The sequence below is a fragment of the Leptospira noguchii serovar Panama str. CZ214 genome (assembly GCF_000306255.2).
Classification (GTDB): Bacteria; Spirochaetota; Leptospiria; order Leptospirales; family Leptospiraceae; genus Leptospira; species Leptospira noguchii.
This window is the reverse complement of the sequence record NZ_AKWY02000024.1, coordinates 38,471-54,542: the sequence shown is the minus strand read 5'-3', so window position 1 is coordinate 54,542 and position 16,072 is coordinate 38,471. Positions and strand designations below refer to the sequence as shown.

Annotated in this window: 14 protein-coding genes; 4 read left to right on the top strand and 10 right to left on the bottom strand. The window is 34.2% G+C overall.

All coding sequences use genetic code 11. The features are described from left to right. Positions 1-99: 99 nt before the first annotated feature. From LEP1GSC059_RS13945 to LEP1GSC059_RS13935, 3 genes are all read right to left on the bottom strand, one after another. Entirely contained in the window at positions 100-657 is a 558-nt protein-coding gene (locus tag LEP1GSC059_RS13945; protein WP_002176136.1) for a hypothetical protein, read from the bottom strand. Between the two features lie 949 nt (positions 658-1,606). Beyond that, on the bottom strand, positions 1,607-2,071 hold the full coding sequence (locus LEP1GSC059_RS13940; RefSeq protein ID WP_001167022.1) for a chemotaxis protein CheX: 465 nt from the start codon (positions 2,069-2,071) through the stop codon (positions 1,607-1,609). After that, the gene (locus LEP1GSC059_RS13935) at positions 2,071-3,405 is read right to left on the bottom strand and encodes a SurA N-terminal domain-containing protein (RefSeq protein ID WP_017214328.1); all 1,335 of its coding nucleotides are present in this window, start codon (positions 3,403-3,405) and stop codon (positions 2,071-2,073) included. Before LEP1GSC059_RS13935 ends, LEP1GSC059_RS13940 begins: the two co-directional genes overlap by 1 nt. A 3-nt stretch (positions 3,406-3,408) precedes the next feature. Between LEP1GSC059_RS13935 and LEP1GSC059_RS13930 the strand changes: the two genes are divergently transcribed. Next, positions 3,409-4,134, top strand: coding sequence for an LIC_11490 family protein (locus LEP1GSC059_RS13930; RefSeq protein WP_002176176.1), 726 nt, complete (start codon positions 3,409-3,411; stop codon positions 4,132-4,134). 287 nt (positions 4,135-4,421) lie between these two features. Here LEP1GSC059_RS13930 and lmtA read toward each other — a convergent pair whose 3' ends face one another. The 7 genes from lmtA to LEP1GSC059_RS13895 form a co-directional block, all read right to left on the bottom strand. Then, positions 4,422-5,174 (bottom strand): lipid A Kdo2 1-phosphate O-methyltransferase, encoded by a 753-nt coding sequence (gene lmtA, locus LEP1GSC059_RS13925; RefSeq protein WP_002176160.1) that lies wholly within the window; start codon positions 5,172-5,174, stop codon positions 4,422-4,424. A gap of 416 nt (positions 5,175-5,590) precedes the next feature. Next, positions 5,591-6,601 (bottom strand): DUF4340 domain-containing protein, encoded by a 1,011-nt coding sequence (locus LEP1GSC059_RS13920; protein WP_017214326.1) that lies wholly within the window; start codon positions 6,599-6,601, stop codon positions 5,591-5,593. Next, on the bottom strand, positions 6,598-8,304 hold the full coding sequence (locus LEP1GSC059_RS13915; protein ID WP_020980976.1) for a Gldg family protein: 1,707 nt from the start codon (positions 8,302-8,304) through the stop codon (positions 6,598-6,600). The genes LEP1GSC059_RS13920 and LEP1GSC059_RS13915 overlap by 4 nt, the downstream gene beginning before the upstream one ends. Continuing rightward, complete coding sequence (locus tag LEP1GSC059_RS13910; RefSeq protein ID WP_020980960.1) at positions 8,301-9,047, bottom strand: ABC transporter permease; 747 nt, start codon at positions 9,045-9,047, stop codon at positions 8,301-8,303. Before LEP1GSC059_RS13910 ends, LEP1GSC059_RS13915 begins: the two co-directional genes overlap by 4 nt. After that, a complete protein-coding gene (locus tag LEP1GSC059_RS13905; RefSeq protein WP_020980962.1) occupies positions 9,034-9,966 on the bottom strand; it encodes an ABC transporter ATP-binding protein in 933 nt (310 codons plus the stop codon). The genes LEP1GSC059_RS13910 and LEP1GSC059_RS13905 overlap by 14 nt, the downstream gene beginning before the upstream one ends. Before the next feature lie 59 nt (positions 9,967-10,025). Beyond that, positions 10,026-10,322, bottom strand: coding sequence for an STAS domain-containing protein (locus LEP1GSC059_RS13900; protein WP_002176143.1), 297 nt, complete (start codon positions 10,320-10,322; stop codon positions 10,026-10,028). A gap of 73 nt (positions 10,323-10,395) precedes the next feature. Next, complete coding sequence (locus LEP1GSC059_RS13895; protein WP_017214324.1) at positions 10,396-11,175, bottom strand: class I SAM-dependent DNA methyltransferase; 780 nt, start codon at positions 11,173-11,175, stop codon at positions 10,396-10,398. A 244-nt stretch (positions 11,176-11,419) separates the two neighbouring features. Here LEP1GSC059_RS13895 and LEP1GSC059_RS13890 point away from each other — a divergent pair, with 244 nt between their 5' ends. From LEP1GSC059_RS13890 to map, 3 genes are all read left to right on the top strand, one after another. Continuing rightward, on the top strand, positions 11,420-14,827 hold the full coding sequence (locus LEP1GSC059_RS13890) for a SpiroCoCo family coiled-coil protein (protein ID WP_017214323.1): 3,408 nt from the start codon (positions 11,420-11,422) through the stop codon (positions 14,825-14,827). A 284-nt stretch (positions 14,828-15,111) separates the two neighbouring features. Then, positions 15,112-15,306, top strand: coding sequence for a hypothetical protein (locus LEP1GSC059_RS13885; protein ID WP_002176128.1), 195 nt, complete (start codon positions 15,112-15,114; stop codon positions 15,304-15,306). A gap of 6 nt (positions 15,307-15,312) precedes the next feature. After that, positions 15,313-16,071 (top strand): type I methionyl aminopeptidase, encoded by a 759-nt coding sequence (gene map / locus LEP1GSC059_RS13880; protein WP_002176166.1) that lies wholly within the window; start codon positions 15,313-15,315, stop codon positions 16,069-16,071. Position 16,072: the final 1 nt, after the last annotated feature.

Below are 16,072 nucleotides of genomic sequence, written 5' to 3'. Positions count from 1 at the left end.
CCCGGTTGTATAGTTCTTGAGTAAAATCCTAAAAGAATCAAAATTTTAAAGAAGCTGATCGTTTCTAAAAAATTATATTAAAATAGGTGAATTTCGTATTCAGAGATAGGAATAAATCGATGCCTCAACAAAACTAGATTCTATCTTTCCAGTCCATATATTGTATTGTTTAGTATAAGGCTCTTCTTTAATTTCATAAATACATTTGATTTTAACTCTATCGTTTTTAAATTTTAATTCCTTAAGTTTTGGCCAAGTTTTTATGTCAAGGTTTACGTTTAGTATTATGAATTCATTCGGTTTGATGCTCCAAAAGTCTGGAAAGTTTTTGAACCATTCTTTTCCTTCTTTGTATATATTTATGTTTTCTTGATCGGTTTGTATTTGAAAAGATAAATTATCATAACCCCAACTATTCCAGTCCTTCCAAATACGAATTTCTTTATTGGAGACGTTTTTTACTAAAACATGAAATATGATTTTATCGCTCGAGTCGTAGATAAATAGACTTTTTTCTTTATCGTTTCCAGGGATTACGATTGAAACTTCTAACGATCTTTGATCGGTTTTAAAACATTCTAATAGAAAGATTCCTAAACTGATTAAGATAAATGGACACCAAAATACTCTAGTTATTTTTAAAAAATTTTGTATCATAAAAAAGGCCTTGTTGAGTTTACAAAAAAGAAACCCTTACTACTAATCACTTAATAATAGAATTGTCTAATGTTTTTTACACTCAAACAGTCTGTTGTTATAAAGATCTTAGATATTTTATTGACGTGGGCTCGTCGTAAGAAAATGGAAAAGAATTTTCTAAAAGTATGAGTTCCTACAATTTTAGAATTTATTTGTAAAATCATGATTTGTGGTAGTTCCCACATTTTAGGAATCGATTTATAAGGTTTAGAACCAGTTTTTTTTAAAAAATGAATCATAATCAAACTCACGTTATTCTATAGTTATCAGTTGGTTTGATTTATAAAATATCCTAATTTTCTAAAATTAGGAGAATCCAAGCAAAATTTCAGAGTTGCATCTAAAAAAGTAGGAACTATTACAAATCCAGATTATACAGTTGATTTTGAAAATATGGGAATTACCACAAATCTAAATTTTGTAATAAAACTTGCAAACTGAGCGCTCTTCGATCGTTCGTAAAAATAAAGTGTAGGAACTACATCAGTAATTTTAATAATAAAAAATTTGTTTATGAGACTTAAAATGTAGGAACTCATACTTTTAGAAAAATTTATCGTGTATCAAATTCGCCCTAACTACGTTTGGGCTTGAAATCTATAAAACAAAAACATCCTCATTGTATATCTAAATTTTCTTATATAAGACTTCGAAAGTAAGTTCTAAAAATTTTACACATATTTCGTGGTAGGTGTAATCTGAGTTTTGAATGGACAAGACAATTTACGGTGCATCCCAAAATCTCACTAAAGTTGTTGAAAAATTTCATAGTCCAATAAACAAAACTGCTTCAATTGGCTGTTTCCAAAAACAGAAGTAGATAAAGAATTAGTCTTTCCACAACTCTACTGTACTTAATTAGAAAGATCAAGTTGCAAAAAACTGTTGTAGCTTTGGACAGTTTTTCTTATGTAAGAGAAACGTTTACGTCTAATTTTCCGAATTTGGAAAATAAACTGATTCCCAAAGAAGGTTTTCTAGGAATTTTCAAAGTTTCACTTTTAGAATCTACTATATTCGGTGCGGTGATTTCTATCGATTGACCGGAACTTGCAAAAATGTTCATTGCATTACCGGTGGTCATATTTGCAATTTCACCTAAAATGTCTTTATATTCGTTTTTGATTTCCTGTTCGCTCATCCCAGGCATCAAAACTCCAGCAATTTTATAAGCGGCGTCGTAGTTGAGACCATAGACCACTTCTCCGTTGAATGTTCCAATCACTCCGATCACAATGGAAAGTTCCAGATTGGTTTCCGGGTTATCTTTGATTCCTATCTTGCCACGGATCAAATCGGTTTTCAGAACGTCTCTAAAAACGATCGTAGCCGCTTCTAAAAATGGGTTTACCAATTCTGCCCGAATTTGCATTATTCTTCTGCCTTTTGACCGATCCTTCGTTCAATCGGATATTTTTCCTGAAGCGCCTGATTGATTTCCATAACAAACCCGTTCATTAGGTTTGGATTGTCTTTCAAATTGGACCCTTGGGAATTATTGATCTTAGACGAATTGATTTCCAAGGAAGCAAATTCTACAAAAACATTTTTTTCGGATTCTCTGTAAGGGCCCCCGACTTTTTTAGAACCAAAGGCAACGGTTGTCAAATCTTTAAGGAATTGAGTGTTACTTCCGAGCCGGATATTTTGATTTCCTGATTTTAATTCCCATAGATCCAAAAGGGACTGGTCTTTCAATTCTTGAATATTGGCGCCTAACAAAGACGCAATTTTAGAGAGTCCGTCCGGCTCTTGTTGGATGGTTTTAAGTCTATCTTTCCATTCTTCTTGGGATTTAGAACGTATTTCGAGAAGTAGTTTGCTCTTGAGGAAATTTTTTCTTTCTTCAAAAGAAATTTCTTTTCCTTCTGTGTTTTTAGGTAGTTTTCCTTCTTTCTTTTCGTTTTCGTATTTGGCTCGCAAAATTTCTTCGGAAATAGGAGCTTCTTTTTCTGCGAGTTTAGAAAGTTGATCATCCGTATAAGACACGATCCTAAGTCGAAATCGGGTAGAAGTGGACTCTTTTTGAACTGCAATTTCTCCATCGGTCTTTTTTAAATCTGAATTAAGAAGAGCGTCGTAGATAACACTTGCGTTTTTACGATCGATTCTATATTGCATCGGAGCGGAATTTAAAATTTGTTTGTAGATGGCTTCTGGTTTACGCACTTCATCGTCCGAATATCCGGCCCCATTTACGGATTCTCTATAAATCCTACGAGCTTCATCGGAAAGTTCTTCTCGAATTCCAGTTTCGGAAACGGAAAATCCTGTCGCTTTTGCAATTTGTTCGGTCACTACTAAACTGCGGATCGTCTGAAATGCACAGGATTGAAGAGTAGAGGGGTCCTCTGCAAGAGAAGGTGCTATGTTTCTATATTGAAAATAACATTCTCTTTTAGCGGCTTGGTAATAATCTATCGGGATGGAATAGTCCCCGATTTTACCAGCGTCTACATTGGATTTACCGGAAATTACGTCAAAAAAGCTCTTTTCGGCGTCTCCGGGTAGAAAGGTGATGATCAAACCACCTACAAGTATAAAAAGAAAAAAACCGACCACAGCGCGGATGATCTTGTCTTTGAGTGAAACGTTTTCTAATTCCATGATTGTATCAATAAACTGAAAGGGTTTGTGAAGGAATATTTCTGTAAAGGAGAAAAGTGAGAAAAACGCTTCAGAAACCGGTCTGATCGACAGATACATAAAATGATGCTCTTGATCGCGATCACACTCGTTTTAGTTGGACTTCTTTGTTTTATTTATGTTTCTTTAAATCCTAGTTCGGATCGAGAGAAGTTGGGCTTTAAGTCAAAGGGAAATTATCAGAACGAACCTGGACGTAGGGGAGCAGAGATTCTGGCTGCTTCAAAAAAAACTCCTAGTTGGGAACAGATCGAAAAACAAAAACATTTGGAAAACTTATTTGTAGAAGGAAGAAGGATCCCAAAAAAGAACCAAGTTTTAGAATCTTCTCCGCCTGAATCTACTTATGAAGAAGAAGAAAAATTTTCTCATTCCGGAATTGAAGTTTTAGAAGAACCCGTTCCTAAAGAAAGAGAACAAAAACTCCAAGAGGAAGAAATTAGAGAAGTTCGTTTTGAAATCGAAGGGATTTTATATTTAGATCAAAATCGAGAATTTCCGTTTGAAAAACTTGCGGATAAAAAAGAAAATTTAACTCCCGATAAATGGAAAGGTTTAAAACGAATCGGTCCGGGTAAGTTGAACGAGAGTAGGGACTCTTTTTCTTTTGAAGCCCTAAATAGTAGTTATAAGTATTCATTTTCCGAAATTGAAAAGATTCTTTTTTTTGACGAGGGAATCGTTTTGATTCCTTCTAAAACGAATTATCCGGTTCCATTATTTTTTACAAAAGAAACGAGTCATTTGAAATCTTATTTGGAAAATTCTTCTCGAACATTTTCAACTTAGAGATTTCTTTTTAACTTTAAGAAAAAAAACCATAAATATTTTATAAAAATAAAATATTATACTTTTTGAAATTTTGAGATAATTTCTAAATCATTACAAGTCATTTCAAAATACTTGATCTTTGCTTAACGTGAGTTCGACATGATCAATCTGAAAACGATTATTATGCTGAATTCTCGGAGTGATTATAGAAACTCAAACGAATCTTTACTATTAAAGTAATTTCGGCTAAAAGAAACTAAGTTTGTTTGGTTTTCTATTCTGAAAATGTCATTCAATAGATTGTTTTAGCGACCATCTACATGTAAAAGTTTTGTAGTTTTTACGATAATTCTTACCAAGACGTAAAAGATGAGACCACCGCCGAATAGAATGATTTGAGGAAGACGAATCGCTTCCATAAAATTACTGACTGGTTCGTTAAAGTAAACAGACACTAAATCAAAAACGCTGAAAATAACTAAAATTCCGAAAAGACTCGGATATTCCCTTTTAATTACATTTCGAATCGAAAAAGAAAGGACAGGTTTTTTATAACCACTGAATTTAGGAATAAACGCAGGCACTGTATTTGCCCAAGAAAGATAAGCCTCTCCGAATTTCTTACGCAGGAATTGTTCTTCTGCAAACATAATTCTTTCGTAATATACCCAGAAAAAAAGAACAAATACGGATGCGATTAAAAAATTTTTTAAAAATAAAACGGCACCTAAATACATTAAAAAGTTTCCAACATACAAAGGATGACGAATGAGAGAATAAATTCCTTCTTGGTTGACTAAGTCTGCAACTTGTTCTTTTGTATTTCTTCCCGAAGTCCTTGCGGGCGCATAACCAATTACAAAACTACGTATCGAAAGTCCCAAAAGGCTAATCGCAAAACAGAAAGATTGATAGTATAAATGATAGATGTAAGAATTCCCAGGAAATTGATAGAATGGTAAAAGTCCGAGGCAAAGAACTAAGATGACTCCTGGGACATAGGATCTCCAGCGAAATAGAAAATTTCCTTGAGATTCAAATTCTTCGATCAAAGCCATACTTTTATCCTAATTTTTAGTTTTCTTATGAAATAAAATGGAAGGCCCTTAGGATGTCAATAGAGAATCCGTTAAGTTGAACGAACTTACTACTTATAAAATTTTGTGCGCTACAAACGATTTTAAAAAAACTGAGAGATTCAAATTGTTTTTTCAATTGAAAAGGTGAGCTATGGTTCTTTGAGTTTAAACAATCGATTTTGATAGATTTTTGAAATTGAAACTCTAAAAAATATTCTTGAAATGGAATATAAATTTTACAAAACTTCGCTTAAAAAATTCAACGTATCTTTTCCTAAAACGTGTATAACTTGAATGTCTATCAATAATGTTCTGAAGTTGTAATACAACTTCGTTTATAGTATGTGTAATTTTTGATTCTTTTTATATTCAATTGATTTAAATTTAAAAAGAATTTAAATTGGATCCGATTCTTCTATAAAAAAGTTTTTATTCTCGGAAGTTTCTCGAAATTCCCGTAAAAATTCTGGATTTATCACGTATAAAATCGAATCCGAATCCGATCTAAATATAGGTTCATTATGAATCGTATTTCCAATCCATTCCAAAACTAAAAAAGAATTTTGATCCGAACGAAAACGTACTTCGATTCTAAAACGTTTATTGGGATTTAAAGGAATAATTTTTTCTTCGAACGGTTTTTTTAAAATCCTTTCCGCTTTTAATGAAAAAATTTTATGTACAACTTCGGAACAATCTTGGCCCGGACAAAAATAAAAAACGGAGGAAAGTGGTTTCCAAATTCCGTTTTCGGTTCGTTCTGTTTTGAACGTCATATTTTTGTTCTGTGAATTATAGATTAGAATAGTATGAATTTCTTGTGTATCTATATTTTCAGGAAATAAAAAATTGGAAAGGAAGAAGTTTTCGTTTCCGCGTCCTAAAATTGAATTTAAATTTTCTTCTACAATCCAGATTTCTCCAGTGTTCGGTTCTTTTACAAAGGTTCCGTTTTTAGAAATTCCTATGTCTAATTTTCCGATTTCTCCGGATTCGGTTTGAATTTCTAATTTTAGTTCTTCTCCGTTGAAACCGAATTTTTTAGAATCGATGGCTGATGAAATTTTAGTGAACTTTCTGATTCTTAAGATTGTATTTAAAAAAGAAAAAGTTTTTTCTAAATCAGGTCTTGTTTCGATTTCTCGAATTTGTACAGACCAGTTTCCTTTGTTTTTTTTGAGAATCGTCTCGTGTTCTTTTCTGCCGATTTGAATCCTATCGATTTCGTTTCTTTTAAAAGGAAAAAATGGATCTGCGTTAGAGTATGTTCTTTGAAAAAATTTGAAAGGATCAGAGTTAAGAACATAGATAGAACATAAAACCAAATTTGTCAGAATCAGGCTCAAGGCAGTTTCTTTTTTTATAAAGTTATAAATTGTAGTAAAAATTTTTTCCAAAAATTTCATGATAAAAAGTTTTTGTTTTGTGTAGAGTTTCTACGGTAAATCCTTAAAAAGGTATAAAGCCCCAAAAGAGCGGGGATTCCGATAATATTCAGAAAATTAAATATGTTTTTTTCGGTTTCAGAAAATGGATTAAGTTTTAAAAAAGCAGATTTTTTTCCTCGGATTTGCATTAAATCCGTATCACCTTCGAATATATTGAAAGAATTTAATAAAAATGGAATATTTGATTCTTGATATATCTTTCTTGTCTCTGGAAGGGTTAAAAGATCTGATACTAAATAAGGGGATCCAATTACAAGAATTTTAGTGGTTTTACCTTCTAAGGTTTGTTTAAGAAAAGAATTCGATTTTTTTAATGTTTTTGGAACGGAATTAAAACGAGACTTGAAACTTCCTTCCAACGTAGCGCCCAAAGTGATTTTTTTACCTCCGCTTCGAATTGGATTTGCAAGGATTTGTTTTTCACCGATTGCCACCACTGAGGACCGGATCTCCGCTTTTTCGGAAGAGGAAAGAACCGTTTCCATTTTTACCTTAGGTTGTTTATCCGGAAAAAGTGTTATGCTAGAAATCCAAGGTAGAAGTAAATTTTGAAACGGACTTGTGAACTGACTCACTTCGCTTAACATTTGGTCAGAACTTCCGGCAAGAATCCAAGGAGGATAGGCGTATTTTCCTATTACCCCCGGTTCTACTTCCATCAAAGAGCCTATGGGAAGAGAATGATTTGGATCTAAGACTAGATCCGTATTCACTCTAAATCCGTAATATTCGAAAATACTATTTTGTTCTTCGATATAAGAGGTAGGTTTGGCAATGCCGGGACTAATTGAGTCCATTCCGATTCCGTTTTCTCGGTTTGAAGGGGCTAAGCGGAAGTCCATGGACTTAAAAAGAAGAATTAAATTTCCCCCTCGCATTAAAAATTGATCTAATCTATAAGAAGATATTTCGGATAACGTTCCTCCTCCAATCCAAAGAAGAGTATTAATTGAATTTGGGATTTCTTCTTCCTCAATACGAATTTCCGGAACGATTCCGTATTCTTCTTTTAATATTTGATCGGTAAAAATTCCGATCGTATCTTTTCCGTTTTCAAAACCAGAGAATACGGTGGATAAACTTTCCGGAAGTGATAGAATTCCGATTTTTACGTCTTCTGGTTTACGAATCATTTTTTTGAGAGTTGTTAGAATTTGATATTCTATTTCTTCTGCGTAAAATGCAAATGGAATCGTTTTCTTTTCGGTTTCTAAAGTTAAGGTCATTCCAAAAAAAACTTGTCTGATTTGAGAGGCGCCCCTTTCTTGTTTTTCTAAAATCTGCGGTGTGATTCCGGCCTCGATCGCTTTTTTTTCTATTTCTGCGGATTCGCTAGGATCATGAAAACGTAATATAACATTTTGTTTACCCGAAGAAGCAATTTCGCTTAATAATTCTTTGGTTAGATCTAGACGCACCTTGTATTCCCCGGGAATTTTAGAAGAATAATAAGCGTCTATATAAAGCGGAGAATGTAGATTTCGAAATATCTTTCGAGAACTTTCGCTGATTTCGAAACGGCCAGATCGGGAAAGATCTTTTTTACAATCCAATTTAGATACGATTAAGTTCAAAAATAAAAATATAAAAAAAGTCTGAGAGAGTAGGAACCAGGGGTTGGAATTAAAACGGATCAGTAAAGTTCTGATTTTAAAGATCATCTCTTAGACCTTAGTATTAGAATATTTATATATATAAATAAAAGAATAAAGCTGAGAAAAAAGAAAATCTCTCTTCCATCCAAGATTCCGAGACGAAACGGTTCAAAATGTTTGGAAAGAGAAAAAAAAGAAATTTGACCAGTTCCTAAAAATTGAAGCAAAGGTCTATATCCCAATAAAAAAAAGAAAAGGCAAAGAATAAGTCCTAATAGATAAGAACTGATCTGGTCCTTGGTCAAAGAAGATACAAAACTTCCCAAAACAAGATTGGCACCGCCTAAAAGAAAAATTCCTAAGTAACCTGCAAACGTGATTCCTAGATCCAAATCCCCTAAATAAAAAATCGTGGCGGGAATTAAAAAAGTAAATGAAAGAACAAATCCTAAAAAACTCCAAGCCGCTAAAAATTTTCCCAATACCAATTCTACGTCTTTCAAAGGAAGGGAGAAAAGAATTTCTAAAGTTCCGGAGCGTTCTTCTTCGGACCAAAGACCCATAGAAAGGGCGGGGATAAAAATTACGTATAAAATCGGAATCAAAAAAAAATACGTTTCCATACTTGCCGATTTAAAGTCCCAGAAAGAACCTTCTCCTAATCCGAAAAAAAACAGGAACGAGGTCAAAAATAAAAAAAACGAAGCAAAAATTGATCCGACAGGAGAATTAAAATAAATTGAAAATTCTTTCGAAAATACGGTTTGAATATTCAAAAAGAATGTTTTACTAAATTTAAAAAGTTTCATTTTGATTGTTTTTTGTTAAAGATTTAAAAACGGATTCTAATGAATTTTTTTCCGGACCTATAGATCGGATGGGAAAATTTGCGTTTTTTAAAATTTGAAAGATTTCTTCCGAGGACGATTTTTGGGATTGGATTCTAAATTCTAAAAAAGAATTCTCCGTTCTTCCGGTAGTTTCTATCTCGTAATCCGTAAGTGAAAAAAAACTTTTAAAAGTATCCGGATCCGTTTTTGCTAACACCAAACAAGGTCTATTCTGATAAATAGAAACTAAAGAATGATCGGAAATCAATTTTCCTTCGTATAAAATGAGAACGTGATCGCATAGTTCTTCTACTTCTTGTAGGATGTGCGAAGAAAAAAGAATCGTTTTCGTTTTTCCTAATGTACGAACTAGTTTTTTTAATTCCACAATTTGAATCGGGTCCAAGCCGGAACTGGGTTCGTCCAAAAAAATATATTCAGGATCTTGAATGAGACTCCCGGCCAGAGCAACTCTTTGACGAAACCCTTTCGAAAGAAAACCGATCGGACTATATAGAACCGCTTCCAATTGCAAAATTGAGGAAACAAAATCGATTTTTTCTTTTAGATTTTTTTTTAAAATTCCTTTTGCCTTCCCTAAAAAGGAAAGATATTCAAAAACTGTAAGATTCCAATAAATAGGAGAGGATTCGGAAAGATAACCGATTTTTTTTTGGATTTCGATTTTGTTTTCAGAAAAATCAAAACCGTCGTATTGTATCTTTCCTTTGTCCGGATGTAGAGAGCCGGTTAACAATCTTAAGGTGGTAGTTTTACCCGCGCCGTTGGGTCCAAGTAAACCGGTGATTCTTCCTTTTGGAATTTCGAAATTAAGATTGGAAATTGCGTTTTTGTTCGCAAAGGATTTTGAAAGTTGGCTGACTGAAATTGTTCCCATCGGGATTTGTCATAGGTTTCTAAAAGTTTACAAAATGAAGCAATCTTTTTTCAAAAACTTTAAAGTCCTAATTTATCATCCACTTTGAATTTTTTCAAAACTTCTAAAAGATCCGGATTTAAATCTTTGATTTTCATTTTTACTCCGTAGTGATCCATTCTGTTTTTTACAGTGAGTAGTTTTGCGATTCCGCTAGAAGTTATTTTTTTAACCGCTTCTAAAAGAAACTCCGCGTCTAAAATTGCACCTTTAGATGCGCTTTGAGTTACCTCGTCGAAAATTTTATCATAGCCATCGATTACAACGGTATCGATCGTTATCTTTGCGAACTTTCCATCAATTTTGAATTTTGACATATGGTTTTTCTAGAATTTTTTTACTTTGAAATGAAAACTCTATTCCCTTTTGTTAGATTTTGACGTGAGTGTCTTAAAACTTATGTTTATGAAGTCGATTTCGTAAATTGATTTCTGAAATTCCAGACAGATAATTTACAAGAGAAGCGTCTTCTTCAATAATCCAATCTTTATAATCGGAACCTTCTTCTAAAAGTATAAGTCCACATTCTAAAAGTAGATTTTGAACCGTATCCCTTGGGAAATATGTATGTCTATGGGTTTCCGAAAATTCTTCTTTGGATTTTTTATGAAAGAAGGTGAGTGTGGATTCTAAAACGTTTGAAGTTTTTAGAAATCGATTTTTCCATTCGATTCTATAATTTCCGGTTCTCTCTATGAATTTATGTCCGTCGAAATGATTTTTAAAATTATATAGACTACTCAGATCAAAAAAGAAAAGCCCTTTGGGTTTTAAGTGGGTCCGTACTTTAGAAAAAACTTTTTTTAAATCTGTTTCGTCTTTTAAGTAATTGAGAGTGTCGTGTGTGGAAAGTATGAGGTCGAATTTTTTTCCCTTTAGGTCTAAATCGAGTAAGTCGGAACAAATCCATTCTCCGGAAATCTCTTTTTTTTTAGCGATTGCAAGCATTTCTTCACTTATATCAATTCCGGTAAAGAATGTGTTTTTTGGAAATTCTTCCCAAAGTCTACAGGTTCCACATCCCAGATCTAAAACCGTTTTTGGTAGAATTTTTTCTGAATGGTTTCCATAAGAAGAGAGTATAAATTCCGACCAACGTTTGTAATCTACCTCTTTCATCACTGTGTCATAAACCGACGAAAAACCGGAATAGGGCTTTTTTTTAAACATAATTTAATTTTTTCTTGCTCTTTTTGCGATCTTTCGAATAGTCAATCGTAATTTGATGAGACATAATGTTTTTGGAGACTTTGTAACTCAAGGAATGTGCTTTTTTTTAAAACATCCGAACTTTGAAGTTGGGATGATTACATAAAATTTATGTTTTAAAATCTTTCCTATTTCATGGAAGGAAAAAAGTTTCCTGAGTTTTTTCAAAACAACGAGTTCTTCTTATATAGGTAAATAAAATTCAATGGGAATAGAGTTACTCCTGCCGTTTATAGCCAGTGTAGGAATTACAATCCTTCTTCGAAGGCTAGATAAATCCAACTATAAACTCAGTCAGATCAAACGTTTTACCGGAAAAGTTCAAGAAGAATTAAACGGTATTGCGCTCGAAAAGATTGGTTCCGTAAAAGACGCTGGAATTGATCTAGAAATTAGTCTCAAACAAACTCGTAAACTTGCAAATGAAGTACATTCTCTTAACGAAGAATCCAGACAATTGTTGGAATCTATCAAAACCAATCGGGACTTTTTAGATTCGGTTGCGCGTGATCTCAAAGAAGTTGTACAACTTTCTTCCGAGATCAGAGAAGAATCCAACGCGATTCAACAAGGACTTCTTAGAATGGAGTCTGGCAAAAAAGAAATCCAACTTTTAGATCAGAAAATTTTGGATCTACGGTCTGAAGCAGAGGCGATTTTAGAAGTTTTTTCCGATAAAGTAAACCTTCGTTCCGACGAACTATTACAATCTCTCGCTTCTAAAATCGTAGAGTTAGAAGAGTTATTGGAAATTAAAAACGATAAGATCGATCAAGGTTTAAATTCCATCGCTGTAAATTATAAAGAAGGTCTGGAAGCACATTCTAATTCTCTAATGCGTGAATCCGTTGGTAGAGTAGAGCAGCTTCGCTCAGAAATAACTTCTCTTTTTGAAACCATTCGAAATAAAGAAGAAGACTGGGATCTTAGATCGGAAAAATTACAAACCGTATTTTTAACCGTAAGCGATAAATTGGAACGTTTGGATTTGCGTATCGAGGAAAAATCAGAAGCCGCAGATCGTAAACTAGAGGAAATGGCTAAACTGGCCGAAAAATCCTCTCAGGAAAAATTAGATCGAATTTTAGAACAAGTAACTCATTCCAAGGAAGCGTTTATCAACGGTGTTAAGTTGGAAGTGGATTCTATTCGTAGAGAAATAGAAGGGATGAGTTTAGAAACCATGACTCGTAGAGACGAAATTCTCAACGAAACAAGACGTCAGGCGGAATCGATTAACGAATCGATTCAATTTTTCCAAGAAAAATATTTAGAAGCTGAAAACAAACTTCTTCGTCAGGCGGATGCACGTAAGTCTGAATTGTTACGTCAGATCGATACATTTGAAGAAGAGTTTAACCGTATCAGTAGTAATCTTAGAAACGACGCAGACGTTTTGAAAAAAGAAATTCTATTGGGTTTTAAGGAATTTCATTCTACTCTAGAAATGGCAAAAGAAGACGCCAAAGAAAAAACAATTCAAGGAATTGTTTCTCTCAAAGACGAATTCGATTTAGAACTTTCTAAACTTCATTCCGAACGTTCGGCTCTGATCCGACAAGACTTGGAGGTTGTGCGTCAATCCATCGAAACACTAGATAAACAAATTTCTACTCGGATTAAAGACGTGGATTCTTATCTTGGAGATCTTCAAGCCGCGATGGAGTCCAGCGCAGGTGATTTGATGGCACAAGTGGAAGAAAAAGTAGATCTTCTTTCTGGAACCGTGGACGAAGAAGTTCGTAAAATCGATCAAAGATTTGAAAATTTAAGTCGTTATTGGGAAGAGGAACTTGGAAATATTCGATTAAACGCACAGGATCAAATGGGTCGTCTTCAGGAAAAATTAGGAGACGTTCATATAGAAGGTAAAGAACTTTTAGAAGAATTTAAAAATGAATATTCGATTCAAAAAGATAAAATCGAAGAATTTGTTTCTCGTTATAAATCTAATTTTCAAAAGGAAGGGGATTTAGTTTCCGATCGTCTTGGAGAATCTCTGCGTCATATTAAAGAAGAAGGAAACGAAATTTTACAGACTCTTCGAGTAGAGTTTTCTGGAACTATCGATAAGATGGAACAGATCGTTAAAAAGAACGAAAAGGTTTTAGAGATTCACGCCGAAAAAATTAAAAACAACGTAGAATCTAATCTTGAAAATTCAAGTAAAGACGCCGAACGTGTGTTAGATCGTTTGAGAGATTCCGCAGAAGCGTTTTTTGAAAAACAAGAGGAAAAAATCAGTCGTTTAAATGAAACCATAGACTCTAAAATTTCTAAACAACTCACTTCTTTAATGGACAAAGGTCAACTACAACTGGGCCAGCTGGAAGATAGAATTAGTAAATATATTTTAGATGTAAAAAAGAACTTAGAAGAGTCTCTTAAAAATTCCCGTAAAGATAACGACGATCAGATGAAAGGTTTTCAACAACAACTTCAAAATCAGTTGTATGATATGGAAGCCGCCGCTAAGGAAATTCTTCGTTCGGGTAAAGAAGAGTTTGACGTTTCGATGGTTGAATATAAAGAACTTCAAATCAATCTGAAACGAGATCTGGAAGAAATCCGTAACTCAAAACAGAATCTCATTTCTGAAATCCAAGAAGAATCCGAAAACTTACGTTCTTCCGTAGAAGAAATTACCGATAAGATGGATGAATTCGGAGAAAAGATGGAACTCTTTCAAAAAGCCAGCGAGATAGTGGAACGAACTGATGTTTATATTCAAACGATGGAAGAGTTACTTTCTAGAGCCGACGAACAGACTCCGTTGTTAAGCGAACTCGGTCAAAAATTAAACGAATTACAAAATTTAAAATATTCTCTCGTTCAAGAAACCGAAGATCTCAAACTTAAATTGGATTCTTTTCATTCTATCAAAGAATCTTCGGATTTATTACGATCCGATTTTGAGGAACTTCAAAGAAAGTCTTCTGAATGGCAGGATACGTTTACAAAACTTTTAGAAGCGGGTGAAAAGGCCCTGGAAATGGAAGAAACTTTCGGAGATATTTCTGCCAGACTGGAAACCTTAGAGTCTGTTAGAGAAGAAGTGAAGGTGCTTTTTGAAGAAACGGAAGTTCATAAAGAATCTGCTAAAGGTATTACAAATAAACTTTATTCTATTCAAAACGACGTTGAAATTTTAGAAGCGAGAGAAAAGGAAATTGCAGAAACTGTTCGTAAAACAGATGATCGAATCGAATCCTTGTTCCGCAAAAAAGAAGAGATCCGTTCTGTAGAGGCTAAGTTTGAAAAGATAGAAGATCTGATGGTGGATCTTTCGGAAAGGCATAAACAAATTTCCACCTTACAACATCGTATGGAAGATTTAAAGAACGGTGCTATGGTCGTTAAGGATGATTTGGAAGGACTTTTAGGAGAAGCGGACGATAAGTTTGAAAAACTTTCCGGTTTTTTAGATGCGGTTTCTAATTCGGGTAAACCAAAAGATTCTTCTAAGGATCATCTGATCCAAAGAAAGAAGGCTACCGTACTCAATTTGTATCATAACTTTCAATGGCCCGCTGAAACGATTGCGGAAAAATTAAATTTAGAGACCGGTCTTGTGAATACGATTTTACAAAGTGAGTCTATTAAAAAGAAATGAAATATTTCTTGACGGCTCTTAACGCGAGTTCTATGTCTCATTTTATTTTGAATTGGATCCAAGTGATTGGATTTGAATCTGCTTTTAAAGTTATGGTATCATTTTTTTTAAAACAAAGGTAAGGTCGCGAAGGGGAAAGTTCTAAAAGATTGTTCTTTTCCGGGTTTCTAGAGAGAATGCAAACTGAGATCAAAACGGAACAAAAACAAACTGGACGACCATGAACCGGAGCAATATTGAAGATGGCACAAAAGAAGAAAACTAAGACAGAGAGGAAGAACTCAATGGCTGGAAAGAATGTCGAAAGGGAAACCCTGATCGTAACAAGTAAAGTAAAGGCTTATATCAAGTCTAAAGGATTTATGACTTCCGGAGATGCGATTGACGGTTTGAATGATAAAATTCATCAACTGATCGACGATGCGGTGAAACGTACTGAATCCAATAAAAGAAGTACTGTTCGTCCGACAGATTTCTAATTCGATTTGATCTTTATTAAAAACAAGAGCGAAATCGAAAAAATGAGAGCGGCTGGGAAACTGGCCGCTAGGCTTTTGGATTATATTTCCTCTTACGTTCAACCGGGTGTTTCTACTTTGCAGTTGAACGATCTCTGCGAGGAGTTTACTAAAAAGCACGGGGCAAGATCCGCCCCGCTCGGTTATAAAGGATTTCCTAAATCGATTTGTACTTCCGTAAATCAAGTTGTATGTCATGGAATTCCTAAAGCTAATGAAGTCTTAAAAGAAGGTGACATTATTAACATAGATGTAACTCCTATCTTGGATGGTTATCATGGGGATTCATCTCGTACGTTTATCGTAGGAGGTAATACAAGTCCTGAGGTTAAAACTTTAGTTCAGGATACGGAGAAAGCGATGTTTATCGGGATCGAACAAGTACGACCTGGAAATCGTGTTCACGATATTGCAAACGCGATTGATGATTTTCTCACTCCAAAGGGATATGGAATTGTAAGAGATTTAATGGGGCATGGGATTGGAAGAGGTTTTCATGAGGACCCTCAAATTCCTCATTTTCGTCAGAATCGTAAACTCGCCAAACTAGAACCTGGAATGGTTTTTACTGTTGAACCGATGGTGAATCTGGGAACCTGGCAGGTAAATTTTTCCAAAGAAGATCATTGGACCGTGACTACAAAGGACGGTAAATGGTCCGCTCAATTTGAACATACAGTTCTAGTTACCGAAAAAGGCTATGAAATTTTAACCGTATCCGATTAAT